Origin of the sequence: Sphingomonas sp. Y38-1Y, from assembly GCF_032391395.1 — a bacterium.
Taxonomy (GTDB): domain Bacteria; phylum Pseudomonadota; class Alphaproteobacteria; order Sphingomonadales; family Sphingomonadaceae; genus Sphingomonas.
Genome location: NZ_CP135916.1, coordinates 1,093,072 through 1,108,026, shown reverse-complemented (window position 1 = coordinate 1,108,026; position 14,955 = coordinate 1,093,072). Strand labels below are relative to the sequence as shown.

Annotated in this window: 18 protein-coding genes; 8 read left to right on the top strand and 10 right to left on the bottom strand. The window is 68.8% G+C overall.

What is annotated here, in order from left to right; translation table 11 throughout:
• Positions 1-50: 50 nt before the first annotated feature.
• Together RS883_RS05200 and RS883_RS05195 are read left to right on the top strand one after the other, a co-directional pair.
• Positions 51-251, top strand: a complete 201-nt coding sequence (locus RS883_RS05200; protein ID WP_315763381.1) for a hypothetical protein — start codon at positions 51-53, stop codon at positions 249-251.
• 50 nt (positions 252-301) lie between these two features.
• Complete coding sequence (locus tag RS883_RS05195; RefSeq protein ID WP_315763379.1) at positions 302-1,993, top strand: long-chain fatty acid--CoA ligase; 1,692 nt, start codon at positions 302-304, stop codon at positions 1,991-1,993.
• On the opposite strand, the gene RS883_RS05190 is transcribed toward RS883_RS05195, so the two are convergent.
• From RS883_RS05190 to RS883_RS05150, 9 genes are all read right to left on the bottom strand, one after another.
• Positions 1,990-2,190, bottom strand: a complete 201-nt coding sequence (locus RS883_RS05190) for a hypothetical protein (protein WP_315763376.1) — start codon at positions 2,188-2,190, stop codon at positions 1,990-1,992. The two genes, RS883_RS05195 and RS883_RS05190, sit on opposite strands and share 4 nt — an antisense overlap.
• Positions 2,191-2,261: 71 nt before the next feature.
• Positions 2,262-2,948: an N-acetylmuramoyl-L-alanine amidase gene (locus tag RS883_RS05185; protein ID WP_315763373.1), complete on the bottom strand. Its 687-nt coding sequence runs from the start codon at positions 2,946-2,948 to the stop codon at positions 2,262-2,264.
• 41 nt (positions 2,949-2,989) lie between these two features.
• The gene (locus RS883_RS05180) at positions 2,990-3,829 is read right to left on the bottom strand and encodes a protein-glutamate O-methyltransferase CheR (protein ID WP_315763371.1); all 840 of its coding nucleotides are present in this window, start codon (positions 3,827-3,829) and stop codon (positions 2,990-2,992) included.
• On the bottom strand, positions 3,826-4,887 hold the full coding sequence (locus RS883_RS05175; protein ID WP_315763368.1) for a chemotaxis protein CheB: 1,062 nt from the start codon (positions 4,885-4,887) through the stop codon (positions 3,826-3,828). Before RS883_RS05175 ends, RS883_RS05180 begins: the two co-directional genes overlap by 4 nt.
• A 13-nt stretch (positions 4,888-4,900) precedes the next feature.
• Positions 4,901-5,266 (bottom strand): response regulator, encoded by a 366-nt coding sequence (locus tag RS883_RS05170; RefSeq protein ID WP_315763366.1) that lies wholly within the window; start codon positions 5,264-5,266, stop codon positions 4,901-4,903.
• Positions 5,267-5,329: 63 nt separating this feature from the next.
• Positions 5,330-5,761 (bottom strand): chemotaxis protein CheW, encoded by a 432-nt coding sequence (locus RS883_RS05165; protein WP_315763363.1) that lies wholly within the window; start codon positions 5,759-5,761, stop codon positions 5,330-5,332.
• The gene (locus RS883_RS05160) at positions 5,758-8,079 is read right to left on the bottom strand and encodes a chemotaxis protein CheA (RefSeq protein ID WP_315763361.1); all 2,322 of its coding nucleotides are present in this window, start codon (positions 8,077-8,079) and stop codon (positions 5,758-5,760) included. Before RS883_RS05160 ends, RS883_RS05165 begins: the two co-directional genes overlap by 4 nt.
• Before the next feature lie 54 nt (positions 8,080-8,133).
• Positions 8,134-8,778, bottom strand: coding sequence for a histidine phosphotransferase family protein (locus tag RS883_RS05155; RefSeq protein ID WP_315763359.1), 645 nt, complete (start codon positions 8,776-8,778; stop codon positions 8,134-8,136).
• 65 nt (positions 8,779-8,843) lie between these two features.
• Positions 8,844-9,257 (bottom strand): M67 family metallopeptidase, encoded by a 414-nt coding sequence (locus RS883_RS05150; RefSeq protein WP_315763357.1) that lies wholly within the window; start codon positions 9,255-9,257, stop codon positions 8,844-8,846.
• Positions 9,258-9,274: 17 nt separating this feature from the next.
• Between RS883_RS05150 and RS883_RS05145 the strand changes: the two genes are divergently transcribed.
• Together RS883_RS05145 and rpoH are read left to right on the top strand one after the other, a co-directional pair.
• Positions 9,275-10,228 (top strand): RluA family pseudouridine synthase, encoded by a 954-nt coding sequence (locus RS883_RS05145; RefSeq protein ID WP_315763355.1) that lies wholly within the window; start codon positions 9,275-9,277, stop codon positions 10,226-10,228.
• Between the two features lie 69 nt (positions 10,229-10,297).
• Positions 10,298-11,203 carry an RNA polymerase sigma factor RpoH gene (gene rpoH, locus RS883_RS05140; protein ID WP_315763353.1) on the top strand — a complete coding sequence of 302 codons (906 nt, stop codon included), beginning with the start codon at positions 10,298-10,300 and terminating at the stop codon, positions 11,201-11,203.
• A 177-nt stretch (positions 11,204-11,380) separates the two neighbouring features.
• Here rpoH and RS883_RS05135 read toward each other — a convergent pair whose 3' ends face one another.
• Positions 11,381-12,160 carry a transporter gene (locus RS883_RS05135; RefSeq protein ID WP_315763351.1) on the bottom strand — a complete coding sequence of 260 codons (780 nt, stop codon included), beginning with the start codon at positions 12,158-12,160 and terminating at the stop codon, positions 11,381-11,383.
• 96 nt (positions 12,161-12,256) lie between these two features.
• On the opposite strand from RS883_RS05135, the gene RS883_RS05130 reads away from it, so the two are divergent.
• From RS883_RS05130 to RS883_RS05115, 4 genes are all read left to right on the top strand, one after another.
• Positions 12,257-13,459 (top strand): phospholipid carrier-dependent glycosyltransferase, encoded by a 1,203-nt coding sequence (locus RS883_RS05130; protein WP_315763349.1) that lies wholly within the window; start codon positions 12,257-12,259, stop codon positions 13,457-13,459.
• Between the two features lie 41 nt (positions 13,460-13,500).
• Entirely contained in the window at positions 13,501-14,058 is a 558-nt protein-coding gene (locus RS883_RS05125; protein ID WP_315763347.1) for a GbsR/MarR family transcriptional regulator, read from the top strand.
• A 63-nt stretch (positions 14,059-14,121) separates the two neighbouring features.
• On the top strand, positions 14,122-14,502 hold the full coding sequence (locus tag RS883_RS05120; RefSeq protein WP_315763345.1) for a hypothetical protein: 381 nt from the start codon (positions 14,122-14,124) through the stop codon (positions 14,500-14,502).
• Between the two features lie 51 nt (positions 14,503-14,553).
• Positions 14,554-14,934: a hypothetical protein gene (locus tag RS883_RS05115; protein ID WP_315763343.1), complete on the top strand. Its 381-nt coding sequence runs from the start codon at positions 14,554-14,556 to the stop codon at positions 14,932-14,934.
• Positions 14,935-14,955: the final 21 nt, after the last annotated feature.

The window sequence follows — 14,955 nt, the reverse complement described above, 5'->3', positions numbered from 1 at the left end:
TACGCTAAACTGCGCACCAACCACGGGCCATTTCAGGAAAGCCGATCGCCATGCAGCGCCGACGACTGGGTCTCGCCATCGCGCTGCTCGCCTTTGCGGCGCTGATCGCGGTCAAGCCGCCGCTCGGCCAGATCCGCCTGTCGCTCGACACCGATCCCGCGCATGGCCCAGCCAAGGTCGAGGCGGCGCTGGAGATCGGCGCGATCGCCGTCACGCTGCTGTTCCGCCAGGCCGAACGCAGCGTCCGCTAAACGCCTGATCGCCGGTTGACGGACACGTCAACCTGCTTACACTCGTGTCAATGAGAGAGGACGAGAACGTCTGGCGGCAACGATACCGCCACCCGGGTGCGTGGGATCGCGCCTTCCCGCCAGAGACGATGACCGCCTTGTTCGAGGCGTCGGCAAAGGCGCACGGTCCCCGGCCGCTGATCGATTTTCTCGGCCGCAAGTTCAGCTATGCCGAGACGCTGGACGGTGCCAACCGCGTCGCCTGCGGCCTTGCGCAGCTCGGCTATGGTCCCGGCGATCGCATCGGGTTGTTCCTGCCCAACGTCCCGCATTATCTCGCGGCTTATTACGGCATCCTCAAGCTGGGTGCCACGGCGGTCAATTTCTCGCCGCTCTACACCGTCGACGAACTGGCGCATCAGGTCGAGGATTCGGGCACGCGCCTCCTCTTCACGCTGTCCGCCACCGCGCTCCTGCCAACCGCGCTTCAAGTGCTGGAGAAGAGTGCGTTGGAGCGGTTGGTGGTGGGATCGGTCGCGGGCGCGCTGCCAACGACCAAGTCGGTGCTCTACCGCTGGTTCAAGGCCAAGGAGATCGCCGAGAAGCCCGATGATCCGCGCATCCTCGCCTTTTCCAGGCTGATCGCCAACGACGGCGCGTGCGGCACCCCGGCGCTCGATCCGGAGCGCGACCTGGCGCTCATCCAGTACACCGGCGGCACCACCGGCGTGCCCAAGGGCGCGATGCTGAGCCACCAGAACCTGTCCGCCAATGCGCGGCAGGTGTCGCTGCTCGACCCCGAGGTCGAAACGACGACGGACCGCATCCTCGGCGCGCTGCCGATGTTCCACGTCTTCGCCAACACCTGCGTCCTCAACCGCACGGTGCTGACCGGCGGCGAGATCGTGCTGCTGCCGCGTTTCGATGCGGGGCAGGTGCTTGCCGCGATCCAGCGGACCAAGGCGACAGCGCTGCCGGGCGTGCCGACGATGTACCGCGCGCTGCTCGACCATCCCAAACTCGCCCAGACCGACCTCTCGTCGCTGCGCGTCTGCATCTCCGGCGGCGCGCCGCTCCCGGCCGAGCTCAAGGAGCGCTTCGAGGCGGCGACCGGCGCGACATTGATCGAGGGCTATGGCCTTTCCGAAAGCTCGGGCGTGGTCTCCGCCAACCCCTATGAGGCGGAGGGCAAGCCCGGCACGATCGGCCAGCCGATCGCCGGCACCCGCGTCGCGCTCGTCGACAAGGAAGACCCCAGCCGCCCCGCCCCCGATGGCGAGCCCGGCGAGATCGTCGTCGCCGGCCCGCAGATCATGTGCGGATACTGGCAACGCCCCGACGCCGACGCGGAGGTGTTCGTCACCGATGCGGCGGGCACGCGCTGGCTGCGCACCGGCGATGTCGGCACGATCGACGAGGACGGGTTCATCCGCATCGTCGACCGGCTGAAGGACATGATCGCGGTCGGCGGCTTCAAGGTGTTTCCCAGCCAGATCGAGGCGATCCTCTATCACCACCCCGCCGTGCGAGAGGCGCTGGTGCTCGGCATGCCCGATACCTATCGCGGCGAAGTCCCGCGCGCCTATGTGACGCTGGAGGCGGACAGCGACGCGACCGCAGAGGCGATCCGCGACTGGCTCAACCCGCAACTCGGCAAGCACGAGCGGGTGGACGAAGTCGTCGTCCGCCTCGCGCTGCCCAAGACGATGATCGGCAAGCTGAGCCGCAAGGACCTGCTGAAGGAAGTGACCGCCGAGGGCTAGGCCTTTGGCGTGACCCAGACCGCGACCGGAACGACGACCTTGCCCGGCGCGGGCTTGCCCACCTCGACGCGGTCGGCCTTTACCAGTTCGCCGGACTCCAGGTTGAAGGTCGCCCAAGGCTTGGGCATCCGGCCGAACGACATCTTCTGGATGGGTTGGCCCGTGGTCGAGTTCATGATGGTGGCGATGATCGGCATGGCGGGCCGTAAAGCGTCCCCGCCATCGCCTGTCCACCGCCCGGCGGAAGATTGCTGTGGATGACCGCGCTTCAGTCGCCCTGCGGCTGGGGGAGCAGCAGCGCCAGCAGCAGCATCCGGCACTCGGCATCCATCTCGCCATCGATCATCTCGGGGCGGAAGCGGCGCTGGAACGCCATGATCGCCGCCCGCGGATCGGTCACTTCATAGCCGAACCGCTCGAGCGCGAGGAGGAAGCTCGCCTCGTTCCAGTGCGGGTCCATCAGCCCCCTGGTCGGACGCGGCAGCGCGAGGCGGAGGCGGGCGAGCTTGCTCCAGGGAAACAGCTCGCCCGGATCCTTCTTGCGCGTCGGCGCGATGTCCGAATGGCCGACGACGTTGCCGCGCGTGATCGAGTAGCGGTCCTTGACCCCCGCGACGAGGCGGATGACCGCGTTGACCTGTGCCTCCGGAAAGTCGCGATAGCCGAACTCGTGCCCGGGATTGACGATCTCGATCCCGATCGACGCCGAGTTGACGTCGCTGATCCCGCGCCAGTGCGAGCGCCCCGCATGCCAGGCGCGCTTGTCCTCGTCGACCAGCACGAAGACGCGGCCATCCTCCTCGATCAGGTAATGCGAGGATACCTTCGCCTCGGGATCGCGCAGCCGCGCCAGCGCCGCCTCGCCCGTTTCCATGCCGGTATAATGGAGCACGATCATCGAGATCGGCGCCGTTCGCGCGTCGAAATTGGGCGATGGCGCTTCGATCGGCTGCATTGTTCCTGCTTGCGGCGGGGCGAGGCCCCGCGCAAGTCCCGTCACGCGCAGCGGCGCGGCGCCTCCGCGATGCCATAGAAGCCGCGCCACTCGCGGCTGGGCGACAGTCGGTCGGTCTGACCGATCACCGTCTCGCCCGCCCCCAGCACCAGCATCCCGCCCGGCCGCAGCGCACAGGCGAGCGCGTCCAGCACCCGGCTGCGGACCGGCGGGCTGAAATAGAGGAGCACGTTGCGGCACAGGATGATGTCGAACTTGCCCGGCAGCACCGGATCGGCCGCAAGGTTCTGGCGGCGATAGCGGATGCGGTCGACCAGTTCGGACTTGGCCACCCAGTCGTCGCCGGCCGCGTCGAACCACTGCATCAGCCGCCGGATCGGCAACCCGCGCTGCATCTCGAACTGCGAGTAGCGGCCCGACCGCGCGCGTGCCAGCGCACCGGTGGACACGTCGGTCGCCTGGATGTCGGGCATCGGCACCGCCGGCCGCTCGGCGAACAGCATCGCCAGACTGAGCGGCTCCTGCCCGGTCGAGCAGCCCGCCGACCAGATGCGCAGCCGCCCGGTCTGGCTCGCCATCGTGGCGGCGGCCTCGACCACCTGTTCGAGCACGCCGGCGTCGCGAAAGAAGCTCGTCTCCTGGTTGAGCAGCGCCTCGATCACCGCGTCGGCCAGCGTCGGGTCGCGCGCGCCGAGCAGGGCGCCGACCAGCGCGTCGAAATCGGCGAGCCTGCGCTCGCGAAGCAGGGGCTTCAGCGTCGCATCGATGCGCCACGCGCGATTGGGCGCAAGCTGCTGGCCCGTGCGCTGCTCGAGCAGCGACGCGATGATGCCCATCGCACCCACTTGCGGCGGCGCCCCCGGTGGCGGCCTGAGCGTCATCGTGCGCCCTCGAAGCGCTGGCGCAGCGCGCGGCCGATCGCCTCGGGCGGCAGCACCGCCTCCGCGAACGACGCGACCGCGCCGGGCATTCCCCAGACGACCGACGTCTCGCGATCCTGAGCCATCAACGTCCCCCCATTGTCGATCAATCGCCGGGCCCCGACGGCCCCGTCGCGACCCATCCCGCTCAGCACCACGCCGACCGCGCCGGTGCCGAACACGTCGCCGACGCTCGCCAGCATCGGATCGACGGACGGCAGGCAGCCGCTTTCGACCGGCCGCCGGTCGAGCCGGATCAGATACCCATCGGTCATCGCCGCACACGTCAGATGCGCGTCGCCCGGCGCGACATAAAGATGGCCCGCTCGCAGCCGCATCCGATCCTCGGCCACCAGGCACGGCCGCTTGGCGAGCTGCGCAAGCTGCGCCGCGAAATAGGGCATGAACGATGCCGGCAGATGCTGGGTCACGAGGATCGGCGACGAGCAGCCGGCATCGAACTCCCCGAGCAACCGCCCGAGCGCGTGGATGCCGCCGGTCGAGGCGCCGATCGCGATCACCCGCGGCACTTCGCGCCGTTGGCCGACGGGCGCCGCAATCTCTTCGAAGGGTTCGGCGGCGGCGTGCGACTCGCTCGACAATCGCGCCAGCCGTTCGGCCAGCGCCTGTGCGAACCGGCCCGCGAGCACGCCCGCACCGGGCTTGACCAGCGTGTCGGCGGCGCCCAGCGCCAGCGCGCGAACGCTCGCCTCCGCGCCCGGTGCACTGGTCGACGACACGATCAGCACGCGCGCGCCGCGCCCCGCCCGCAGGATTTCCGGCAGCGCGCTCAGCCCGCTCTCACCCGGCATCTCGATGTCGAGGAGGACGATGTCGACGCGCTCCTGCATCAGGAACGCGATCGCCGCCCGCGCATCGCCGACGGCGGCGGCGACGTGATAACGTGGATCGCCTTCGATGATCCGGCGAAGCACCGCGCGCGCGACGATCGAATCGTCGACGATCAGCACCTGGACGGGCGCTGCCTCCATGTCCCCGATCGCAGCATTCGTCGCCACCGGGCGTCGATCCTTACGCCATGCCGACGATCTGGAGCTTCGACTGCAGCGTCTCGCGGTCGAAAGGCTTCATCACATATTCGTCGGCCCCCGCCTCGATCGCGGCGCGGATATAGGCCATGCCGTTCTCGGTCGTGCAGAACACCACCTTGGGCTTGGCGCCCAGATTGGTCTCGCGAAGCGCGCGAAGGAAATCCATGCCGCTCATGACCGGCATGTTCCAGTCGAGCAGCACCACGTCGGGCGGCGAATCGAGACAGGCGTCGAGTGCCTCGCGGCCATCCGCGGCCTCGCGCACCTCGAAGGACAATCCTTCGAGGATGTGGCGAGCGACCTTACGGATCACCTTGGAGTCGTCGACAACCAGACAGCTTTTCATCAAACGCCCTACCCTGTTTACTTGCGCCCAGCCCACCCTTGCATGGGTATTGTAATCACCGCGTTAATTGGCGCGGGTTTGTCCGTTCGGGACCAATGCCGACAGGTCGATGACCAATGCCGGATCGCCGTCGCGCTCGATTAGGGCGGTGGCGGCATGCGCCCAAGCGCCCGACAGCGCGATCCCGCTCGCAAGCGGCTGGACGGCGAAATCGGCGACGTCGTCCAGCGCGTCGACCACGAAGGCATAATGATGCCCGTCGATCGCCGAGACGATCGCGCGGCCGGGCGGCGCGATCGTCGCCTCGCCCGTCAGCGCACCCGCGGTGTCGAGCACCGTGACGATCCGGCTGCGCAGCGTCGTAAGGCCCAGCACGTTGCGAGCGGCGAGTGGCGCGGGCGTCACTTCGGCAAGGTCCACCACCGACTCGACCGAGGCGGAGGCGACGGCGATCGCCTGACCCGCGACCTGGGCGATCAGGAACAATTCGGTCATCGCGCGGCTCCCAGGCGGGCACCGACCGCGGCGAGCAATCGCTCGCGGTCATAACGGTGGATGGCGCCGCTCGCCTCGGCAGCGGCGGGATCGGTGACGAGCCTGACGATCGCGGCGCCCTCCGGCGCCGGCGCCTCCGCCTCGGCATCCAGGCGGATCACGACATCGGCCTGCTCGCCGGGCGCCAGCCGTCCGGTGACGCGCCAGCCTGCCCCGCGCAGCATCGGCGCCAGGAAGGTCGCCATCCATCCGCCGTCATGCTCGTCGAGCAGGCAGACGGGCTTGTGATCGGCCGCGGCGACATCGGCATGGCCGGCGAACAGCCACAAGGGATCGATCAGCTCGACGGGTTCGTCGTCCATCAGCGCCACTCCGGCGATCGCCCCCGGCGACGCCGGGCCCGCCAAATCGACGGGCAGGTCGACGATGTCGCTCGCCTCGGCGATGGCGTAGGCGATTTCGGACTGACCGTCGCGAAGGCGGAGCGCCGCGAAGCGACCGGCGGGCAGCGTGCCGAGCGCCGCGAGCGGAACCAGCACGCCCTCGATCAACAGCCGCAACCGGCCGCCGGTCCGGTGGATCTGGTCGGCGGTGACCGACTCGATGCGGTCGACCGCCGCCACCGGCAATGCCCGACGCGCACCGTCCAGATCCCGGAACGTCAGTGCCGCCAGCCCCGGCGCTTCGGCGGCCGTCTCCTCGACCTCGACCGGTGCGGCATCGCGGCGGAAGTTCAGCCCCGCGCGATGCGCGACACCCGCGCAATCGATCAGCAGCATCGGCCGCCCGCTGTCGGGCAGCGCCTGCCCGGCATAGACACCCGCGCACATCACCGCGAGCGCGGCGGGGCGGATCACGAGTTCCTCATGGTCGAGCACGTCGTCGACGCCGATCGCCAGCGCCCCCGGCCCGACATTGGCGATGACGAGCATCGCCGGCTCGATCCCGGCGTCGGCGATGCCGAGCAGCCGCCCCAGCGTCACCATTGGCAGCCGCCGCCCGCGCACGGTCGCGACGCTGCGCCCACCCAGCCGGTCGAGCCGCACGCCCGCGGCGCGCACCGAGACGATCTCCTCGATTACGCTGCGCGGAATTGCGAGTTGCTGGTTGCCGAGCGCGATGACGATCGTCGAGAGGATCGACAGCGTCAGCGGCACGTGGATGGCGATGCGCAGACCGCGGCCCGGCGCGTTGTCCAGCTCGATCCGGCCACCGATGCCGTCGATCGCCGATCGCACCACGTCCATGCCGACGCCGCGCCCGGACACCGCCGTCACCGCATCCTTGGTGCTGAGCCCGGGCTCGAAGATCAGCGCCAGCTTCTCCTGCGCGGGCAACGAGCGGAGCTGGTGCTCGTCCTGTCCGCCGCGCACCAGCTTGGCGATGACGCGCTCGATATCGATGCCGCGGCCGTCGTCGGTCACCTCGACGACGATCTGGTTGCCCGCCTGGCGCGCGGAAACGGTCAGCCGCCCCGCTTCCGGCTTGCCGGCGTTGCGGCGGACGGCGGGATCCTCGATCCCGTGGTCGATCGAATTGCGGATGATGTGGACCAGCGGATCGCGCATCACCTCGATCATCTCGCGATCGAGTTCGACGTCGCTGCCCTCGATCTCCAGCGACACGCGCCGGCCGAGCGCCCCGGCGGTATCGCGCACCAGCCGCGGCAGCGGCGAGAACAGCGCATCGATCTTCTGCATGCGCGTGCGCGTCACCGTCTCGCGCATCTCGGCGACGGTGGATGACAGGCGCTCCAGCGCAGCCTCCGCGGCCGGATCGACCTCGCTCGCGCGCATGCGGCGGGCGAGCTCGTTGCGCGCCAGCACCATCTCCGACATGCCCGACATCATCCGGTCGAGCAGGTCGACGCCCAGGCGGACGCTGCGCATCGGCGCGCGCGCGGCGACGGGGCTGGCGGACGCGCTGGGCAGGTCGATCGCCGCGGGCGCGCTGGACGCCGCCAGCGCCGCGATCAGCAGGTCCTCGCCGCCATCGTCCAGCGCGGTGCCGCGATCCATCGCGTCGACGATCTCGCCGATCCGGTCGACGATCGCGAGCACGGCGTCGACCAGCGCACGGTCGGGCGTGCGGCGGCCGTCGCGAACCTCGGCGAGCGCATCCTCGGCGGCGTGCGCCAGCCGCTCGAGCCGCGGCAGGTCGAGGAACCCGCAGCTTCCCTTGACGGTGTGGACGAAGCGGAAGATGCCGTCGAGCCGCGCGCGATCGTCGGGGGCGGCTTCCCACGCGACGATCTCACCGGCGAGCGCCTCGGCGGTCTCCCGCGTCTCGGCGATGAATTCCTGAAGCAGCTCGTCCATGGTCCCCCGCCCGATCGGCGAGGCACCTTGGTGCGCGGGCAGTTAAGGCAGGGTTTACTGCTGGCCGAAATGTGCGCCGAACAGCAGCACCTCGGCCTCGGCGGGCGAAACCTGAAGCGTGCCGCCGCTTTCGGCGACCAGGCTGTGGACCAGATGCGCCGCCGCCGACCGCGGGGAAAGTCCGTCGGCGGGCAGTTCGCCCTCCAGCGCGGTGCGCAGTTCGGGATCGAGGACAATACGCGGCCCGTCTGCGCGCACGACGATCTCGACCACGTCGCCATCCGCCTCGGCGCCGATGTCGAGCCGCCCGCCGCGCACCAGCGCGTCGCCGGCGATCAGCGCAAGGTTGAGCAGCACCTTGATCGCGGGCTTGGGCAGCTGCCCCGCCTCCAGCATCCAGCCGAGCTGGAGCCGGTGGTTGTCGACGAACAGCCCCTCGATCGCCGCCTTCGCCTCGCGCGTGTCGACCAGCTCGCCAAAGCCGCCGGCGGCACCGAACGCCAGCCGGAAGAATTTGAGCTTGTTGGCCGAGGCGCGCGCGCTGTCCGCCAGCAGTTCGAGGCAGCGGGCCCGCATCTCCGGGTCATGCTCGTCGGCGAGCAGTTCCAGCCCGTTGTTGAGCGCCCCCACCGGACTGAGCAGGTCGTGACACAGGCGCGAGCAGAGCAGGCTCGCAAACTCGGTGGGACTTGTCGGCAAAATAACTTCCCCTTTGACGGCGCGCCTTGTGCCACGTCGGGAACTCGCCGCGCAAGGCAAGCGGTTCAATCCGGGCCGATCGACCATGCGCATGCGGTGAAACGCCCGTGGACCTCGCCATTGGCCACCGCGCGAAAGCAGGCGAGTGCGCCATCGGCGACGATCGCCCAGATGCGCCCGTCGGGATCGGCCATCGCCGCATCGGTCGCCGACGGCTCCGCCAGACCGGAGGGATGCGAGTGCCAATAGCCCAGGATCGCCGCGCCACCACCCCGCGCCGACCGGTGCGCGACCAAGAGGTGCGCGGGATCGATCTCGAACCGGGTCGCCGGCGTCGCTGCGACGTTCGCCGCCACGCTCGCCCCTTCGATGGCGTTGCCCTTGCCGAGCAGCAATCCACAGGCCTCCAGCCCGTCCGCGGCACGCGCCGCGGCGAGCATCTCGGCGTGCGCCGCCCTTGAAATCGTTACACCTGGCACCCATTTCCCCTACAAGAATGGACCGGGGGGTTTCCACCATCGATGCGACGATCGCCGAGACCGCGAATGGTTGGCGATTGGACCGCGCACTCGCCGACGCGGTGCCCAGCCTGTCGCGCGAGCGGCTGAAGGCGCTGATCGCCGCGGGCGCGGTTTCGACCAGCGAGGGCCTGGTCCGCGACCCAGCACGAAAGGCCGCGGCCGGCATGCAGTTCAGCGTCGCGATCCCCGCGCCGGCGCCGGCGCATAACGAGGCGCAGGCGATCGACCTCGTCATCGCGCATGAGGACGAGCATCTGATCGTCGTCGACAAGCCGGCCGGGCTGGTGGTCCACCCCGCTGCGGGCAACCTGGACGGGACGCTGGTCAACGCGCTGCTGCATCACTGTGCGGGGCAGTTGTCGGGGATCGGCGGCGTCGCGCGGCCCGGCATCGTCCACCGCATCGACAAGGATACGTCGGGGCTGATCGTCGCTGCCAAGCACGATCGCGCGCACGAGGGGCTTTCGCGCCAGTTCAAGGCGCACAGCATCGACCGGCGCTATGCCGCGATCGTCGCCGGGCGGCCGACCATCGGCAGCGGCACCGTCGACGCGCGGATCGGCCGTTCGAGCGCCAATCGCAAGAAGATGGCGATCGTCGGCGCCAATGCCGGCAAGCATGCCGTCACCCATTGGCGCCTCGTCCAGCCGCTGGCCGACGCGGCGCTCGTCGAATGCCGGCTCGAGACCGGACGGACGCATCAGGTTCGCGTCCACTTGGCCTCGATCGGGCACCCCTTGCTCGGCGACCCGGTGTATGGCAGGACTAAGGCGGTTCACCGTCCGGTCCTGGAAACGCTGGGTTTCCGCCGCCAGGCGTTGCACGCCGCCCGGCTGGGGTTCATCCATCCTGTGACGGGCCACGCCCTGTCGTTTGACAGTGCGATACCCGCCGACATGCAGGAACTGTTCAACCGGCTTGTCGTATAGCCTTCGGGCAAGATTGCCGCGGTGCACCCACGGCAGCGATACTGCCTCATCGATAAGGGAGAATTGGTCATGGCCAGCGGTAGCAACGTCCCTGCGACGATCCCCGCGCTCGGCGGTGAGGCGAGCCTCAACCGGTATCTCTCCGAGATCAAGAAATTTCCCATCCTGAGCCCCGAGCAGGAATACATGCTCGCCAAGCGGTTCGAGGAGCATCAGGATCCCGAGGCGGCGGCGCAGCTCGTCACCAGCCATCTTCGCCTCGTCGCCAAGATCGCGATGGGCTATCGCGGCTATGGCCTGCCCGTCAGCGAGCTCATCAGCGAGGGCAATATTGGGCTGATGCAGGGCGTGAAGAAGTTCGAGGCCGATCGCGGCTTCCGCCTCGCCACCTATGCGATGTGGTGGATCCGCGCGAGCATCCAGGAATTCATCCTGCGCTCGTGGAGCCTCGTCAAGATGGGCACCACCGCGGCCCAGAAGAAGCTGTTCTTCAACCTTCGCCGGATGAAGGCCAAGCTCGACGCATTCGAGGATGGCGACCTCCATCCCGACGACGTCGCCAAGATCGCCAAGGATCTGGGCGTCACCGCCGACGAGGTCGTCAGCATGAACCGCCGCATGGCGATGGGCGGCGACACGTCGCTCAACGTGCCGATGCGCGAGGATTCGGAAAGCCAGTGGCAGGACTGGCTCGCCGACGACGAGCCGCTTCAGGACCAGCGCGTCGCAGAGGCGCAGGAGGCGGACGTCCGCCACACGATGCTCGTCGAGGCGATGGACGACCTCAACGATCGCGAGAAGCACATCCTGACCGAGCGTCGACTCACCGACGACCCCAAGACGCTCGAGGAGCTGTCGCAGGTGTACGGCGTGTCGCGCGAGCGCGTCCGCCAGATCGAGGTGCGCGCGTTCGAGAAGCTGCAAAAGGCGATGATGCGGCTGGCGGGCGAAAAGCGCCTGCTGGCGATGGCCTGACGGAGCGCTGATCCTCCCACCTTTGTACCCCGGCGAAGGCCGGGGTCCAGGTGGGGGACGATCGTGATTGGTCGCTCCGCTAGATCATTGAGGCCTTCCCGCCTGGACCCCGGCCTTCGCCGGGGTACAAGCTCTGTCTGGAGCCTTCCGAGGTGCTCCCGCGAAGGCGGGAGCACGCTAGAACCGCCGCGAAATGCCGACGTACAGCTCCAGATCATCGGCATCCTCGTTGAGGCCGACATTCGCACCGCAGTCGATCTGGAAGTTCGGGTTCGGCCGCCACCCCGCCGACATCCCCAGCAGCACCGGCGTCGACGCGCCGTGCGGATCGTCGTCCTCGGTCACGCCGATCTCGATGCTCGCCAGCGCCGTGTCGCTCAGGTCGGCGCCGATCCCGAAGATGCTGCCATAGGCGAGGTGCCGCCCGGATCGATCCTCGTCCACCGAAGCCGCGATCGACGGCGTGAGCTCGAACGAGAACGGCCCGCCCAGTGCGATCTCGGTGGGGGCGAGCAGGCTGACGCCCCAGTCGCCCGCACCGATTGCCTCGCCGCCGATCGGCACGCTGACGCGCGCCAGTGCCGACACCTCGACCGGATCGCCCTCGACGATGGTCTTGAGCATTCCGAACCGCGCGTCGCCGATGCTGGACTGGCGCGACACGGCGCCGTCTTCCCGCTCGCGCAGTGTTCCGAACGACGTCCAGCCGACCTGCGCCTCCAACCCGTCGGCAAGGCCGATCCGCACCAGCAGATCACCCGCGACGATCGTGTCGCTGCGCTCGCCCGGCATGCGGTCGAGCGTCCAGTCCGCCAGGCCGAGTTCGGCGACCACGCGGCCCGCGGGCGTCGCACAGGGCGGCGAGCCCAGCCCCGGTCGATCCGCACAGATCGGCTCCTCCTGCGCCATCAGCGGTGAAGGCGCGAGCACGAGGCAGAGCGGGAGGAGACGGCGCATGCACGATCGTTACGCCTGCGCGCCTCAAGCGACAATCAACTGGATCGATCCGTCGGACGTTTCCGCCGCCCGCCTCGCGCGCTACAGCAACGGGCGATGCGCCTTGCCGACCGTCCCCGCCTCGTCTGCCTGCTGGTCGCGCTCGCAGCGTTCGCGCTGTTCGCGGTGCATCTGGGCCGTCCAAGCGGGCTGGTGTTCGACGAGGTCCATTATGTACCCGCCGCGCGCACGATGCTGGAGCTCGCGCACCCCGCCAACACTGAGCATCCGCCGCTCGCCAAGGAGCTGATCGCGATCGGCATCGGGCTGTTCGGCGACGGACCGATCGGCTGGCGTGCAATGCCCGCGCTTGCCGGCGCGGCGACGGTCGCGGCCGGGTTCGCGCTGCTCTTCCTTCTGTTCGGGTCGCTGCGAACGGCGGCGTTCGGCGCGTTGTTCGTGGCAATCAACCAGACCGTCTTCATCCAGGCGCGCGTGGCGATGCTCGACGGGTTCCTGGGCGCATTTGTGACCGGCGGGTTGGCAGCAACCGTCTGGGCCGCGAGCGCGCCGCCCGGCGCGCGCGGGTTGCGCACGGCGCTGGCCGGGGTGCTGCTTGGCGCGGCGGTGGCAGTGAAGTGGGCCGCAGCGCCCTATGTCGCGCTCGCATGCCTCGGCCTCGTGGCGGTCGAGCGGCGACGGCCGGTCGTGGGCCTCGCGCTTGCCGTCCCGCTCGGGATCGTCGCGATCGTCGTCTATGTCGCGACCTTCGTGCCGACCTTCTTCTACGTCGTCGACGCCGTCCGCCCCGGCGACCTGCTGATGCTCCAGCAGCGGATGTACGAGGCGCAGACGCAGATCCTCCAGCCGCATCCCTACCAATCTGACTGGTGGAGCTGGCCGCTCCTCCTTCGCCCGATCTGGTATTATTACGAGCCCGACATGGGCGTTCAGCGCGGCGTGCTGCTGATCGGCAATCCGGCGATCATGTGGGGTGGGCTGGTCGCGATCGCCGCGTGCCTGTGGGCGCGGGGGCGCCATGCGCTGGTCGGTAAGCTTTGGGTCTTCTCGATCGCGATCTGGGCGGCGATCCCCAAGAGCCTCGGCTTCTATTATTATTACCACCTCTCCAGCATCTTCGCCGCGCTCGCTTGTGCCGCGGCGCTCAGCCTGTTGCCTACGCGTCTGCGCTGGATCGAGCCGGCGTTCGCGCTGCTCGCGGTGGGACTGTTCGCCTATTTCTATCCGATCATCAGCGGCGCGGCATTGTCCGACCCGCAGGATTTCAACCACTGGATGTGGCTGGACAGCTGGCGCTGATCGCTTGACTCCCGTTATTTCTGTAATTACAGAAATTGACGATGAAGTCGCTTCTCGAACATCCCGACGTAAAAGCCTTTGTCCTCCATTGGGGCGAGATGGGGACGCAATGGGGCGTCAACCGGTCGGTGGCGCAGATCCATGCGCTGCTCTACCTGGCCGATCGCCCCCTCCCCGCCGACGAGATCACCGAGGCGCTGGGCCTTGCCCGATCCAACGTGTCGACCGCGCTCAAGGAGCTGCTCGGCTATTCGATCGTCCGCCGCGTCCATGTCGAGGGCGACCGCCGCGACCATTTCGTCGCCGAAAGCGACCAGTGGGAAATGCTTCTGCGCATCGCCGCCGAGCGCAAGCGGCGCGAGATCGACCCGACGATCGCGCTGCTCGGCGAGCTGGCGGAGCGGCTCCGCGACGACAAGACCGCCCCGCCGATGGTGCGTGAGCGGATCGTGCGGATGCACGAGTTCATCTCGACGCTCGGCAACTGGTACGAACAGGTCCGCCGCCTGCCCAAGCCGACCCTGATCGCGCTGATGAAGCTGGGCGGCAAGGTCGCCCGCTTCGTCACCCCGTTCAAGGGCAGCAAGCCGGAGCCGTAAGCCGCCTTTATTTGCGTTGCAGTTTCTGTTCTTACCGAAAATACCGATGAAAGGAGAAGATCGATGCTCGTCGAAACCGCCTACGCGCTCTATCTCGCGATCACGCTGGCGATCACCGTCTGGGTCGCGCGAACGCTGTCCCGCAACGGAGAGGTGTTCCTGATCCAGTGCTTCGGCCACAATGCGGAACTCGCCCGCTCCACCAACCACCTGCTCGTCGTCGGCTTCTATCTCGTCAACATCGGCTTCATCGCACTGACGCTCAGCCTGGGTCAGGAACCCACCACGCTCGCCGGCGCGATCCGCTTCCTCAGCGCCAAGGTCGGCCTTGCGGTCATCGTCGTCGGTGTGATGCACTTCTTCAACATGGGCGCGATCGCGCATTTCGGCCGCACCGTCGAAGGCTGGTTCGCCGCCCGCCCCGCCGTCCAGCCGGGCGCCTGAGCGATGCCCTGTGTCGACCATCCCGGCCCACGCGGCGGCAGGGCAGCGGTCATGGCAGCGCTGGCCGCCGGGCCGATCTTCATCGCCAGCTTCCTGCTGGCAATGGGGATCGCCGCGGCGAGCGGCCCGCCGATGGCGATCGAGCCGGACGCCATCGGCGTTGTCGTCGGCATCATGGCGATGTCGATCCCGTTCGGGTTCGCGATCACGATCCTGCCCTGCCTGGTCGCGGCGATGGTGCTGACGCCGCTCGCTCGATCGGGAGTCGGCCGCCTTGCGCCGGTCTGGACGATCGCCGGTGCGGCGCCGATCGCCCCGCTCGCCTTCCTGACCGACGTCGGCGCACCCGAGACCTTTGCCCTTGCCGCCACCGGTGCGCTCTGCGCGCTGGTCGCGCGCCGGACGTTGCTGCGCCAGCTCGCCGCCGCCTGACCCCTGTCCAACGCTGGCGGA

Bases quoted from the DNA above. Each gene is read 5' to 3' on its own strand.
- RS883_RS05200 (WP_315763381.1), top strand. From the start codon at position 51: ATGCAGCGCCGACGACTGGGTCTCGCCATCGCGCTGCTCGCCTTTGCG.
- RS883_RS05195 (WP_315763379.1), top strand. From the start codon at position 302: ATGAGAGAGGACGAGAACGTCTGGCGGCAACGATACCGCCACCCGGGT.
- RS883_RS05190 (WP_315763376.1), bottom strand. From the start codon at position 2,190: ATGCCGATCATCGCCACCATCATGAACTCGACCACGGGCCAACCCATC.
- RS883_RS05185 (WP_315763373.1), bottom strand. From the start codon at position 2,948: ATGCAGCCGATCGAAGCGCCATCGCCCAATTTCGACGCGCGAACGGCG.
- RS883_RS05180 (WP_315763371.1), bottom strand. From the start codon at position 3,829: ATGACGCTCAGGCCGCCACCGGGGGCGCCGCCGCAAGTGGGTGCGATG.
- RS883_RS05170 (WP_315763366.1), bottom strand. From the start codon at position 5,266: ATGAAAAGCTGTCTGGTTGTCGACGACTCCAAGGTGATCCGTAAGGTC.
- RS883_RS05165 (WP_315763363.1), bottom strand. From the start codon at position 5,761: ATGACCGAATTGTTCCTGATCGCCCAGGTCGCGGGTCAGGCGATCGCC.
- RS883_RS05160 (WP_315763361.1), bottom strand. From the start codon at position 8,079: ATGGACGAGCTGCTTCAGGAATTCATCGCCGAGACGCGGGAGACCGCC.
- RS883_RS05145 (WP_315763355.1), top strand. From the start codon at position 9,275: ATGGACCGGGGGGTTTCCACCATCGATGCGACGATCGCCGAGACCGCG.
- rpoH (WP_315763353.1), top strand. From the start codon at position 10,298: ATGGCCAGCGGTAGCAACGTCCCTGCGACGATCCCCGCGCTCGGCGGT.
- RS883_RS05135 (WP_315763351.1), bottom strand. From the start codon at position 12,160: ATGCGCCGTCTCCTCCCGCTCTGCCTCGTGCTCGCGCCTTCACCGCTG.
- RS883_RS05130 (WP_315763349.1), top strand. From the start codon at position 12,257: ATGCGCCTTGCCGACCGTCCCCGCCTCGTCTGCCTGCTGGTCGCGCTC.
- RS883_RS05125 (WP_315763347.1), top strand. From the start codon at position 13,501: ATGAAGTCGCTTCTCGAACATCCCGACGTAAAAGCCTTTGTCCTCCAT.
- RS883_RS05120 (WP_315763345.1), top strand. From the start codon at position 14,122: ATGCTCGTCGAAACCGCCTACGCGCTCTATCTCGCGATCACGCTGGCG.
- RS883_RS05115 (WP_315763343.1), top strand. From the start codon at position 14,554: ATGGCAGCGCTGGCCGCCGGGCCGATCTTCATCGCCAGCTTCCTGCTG.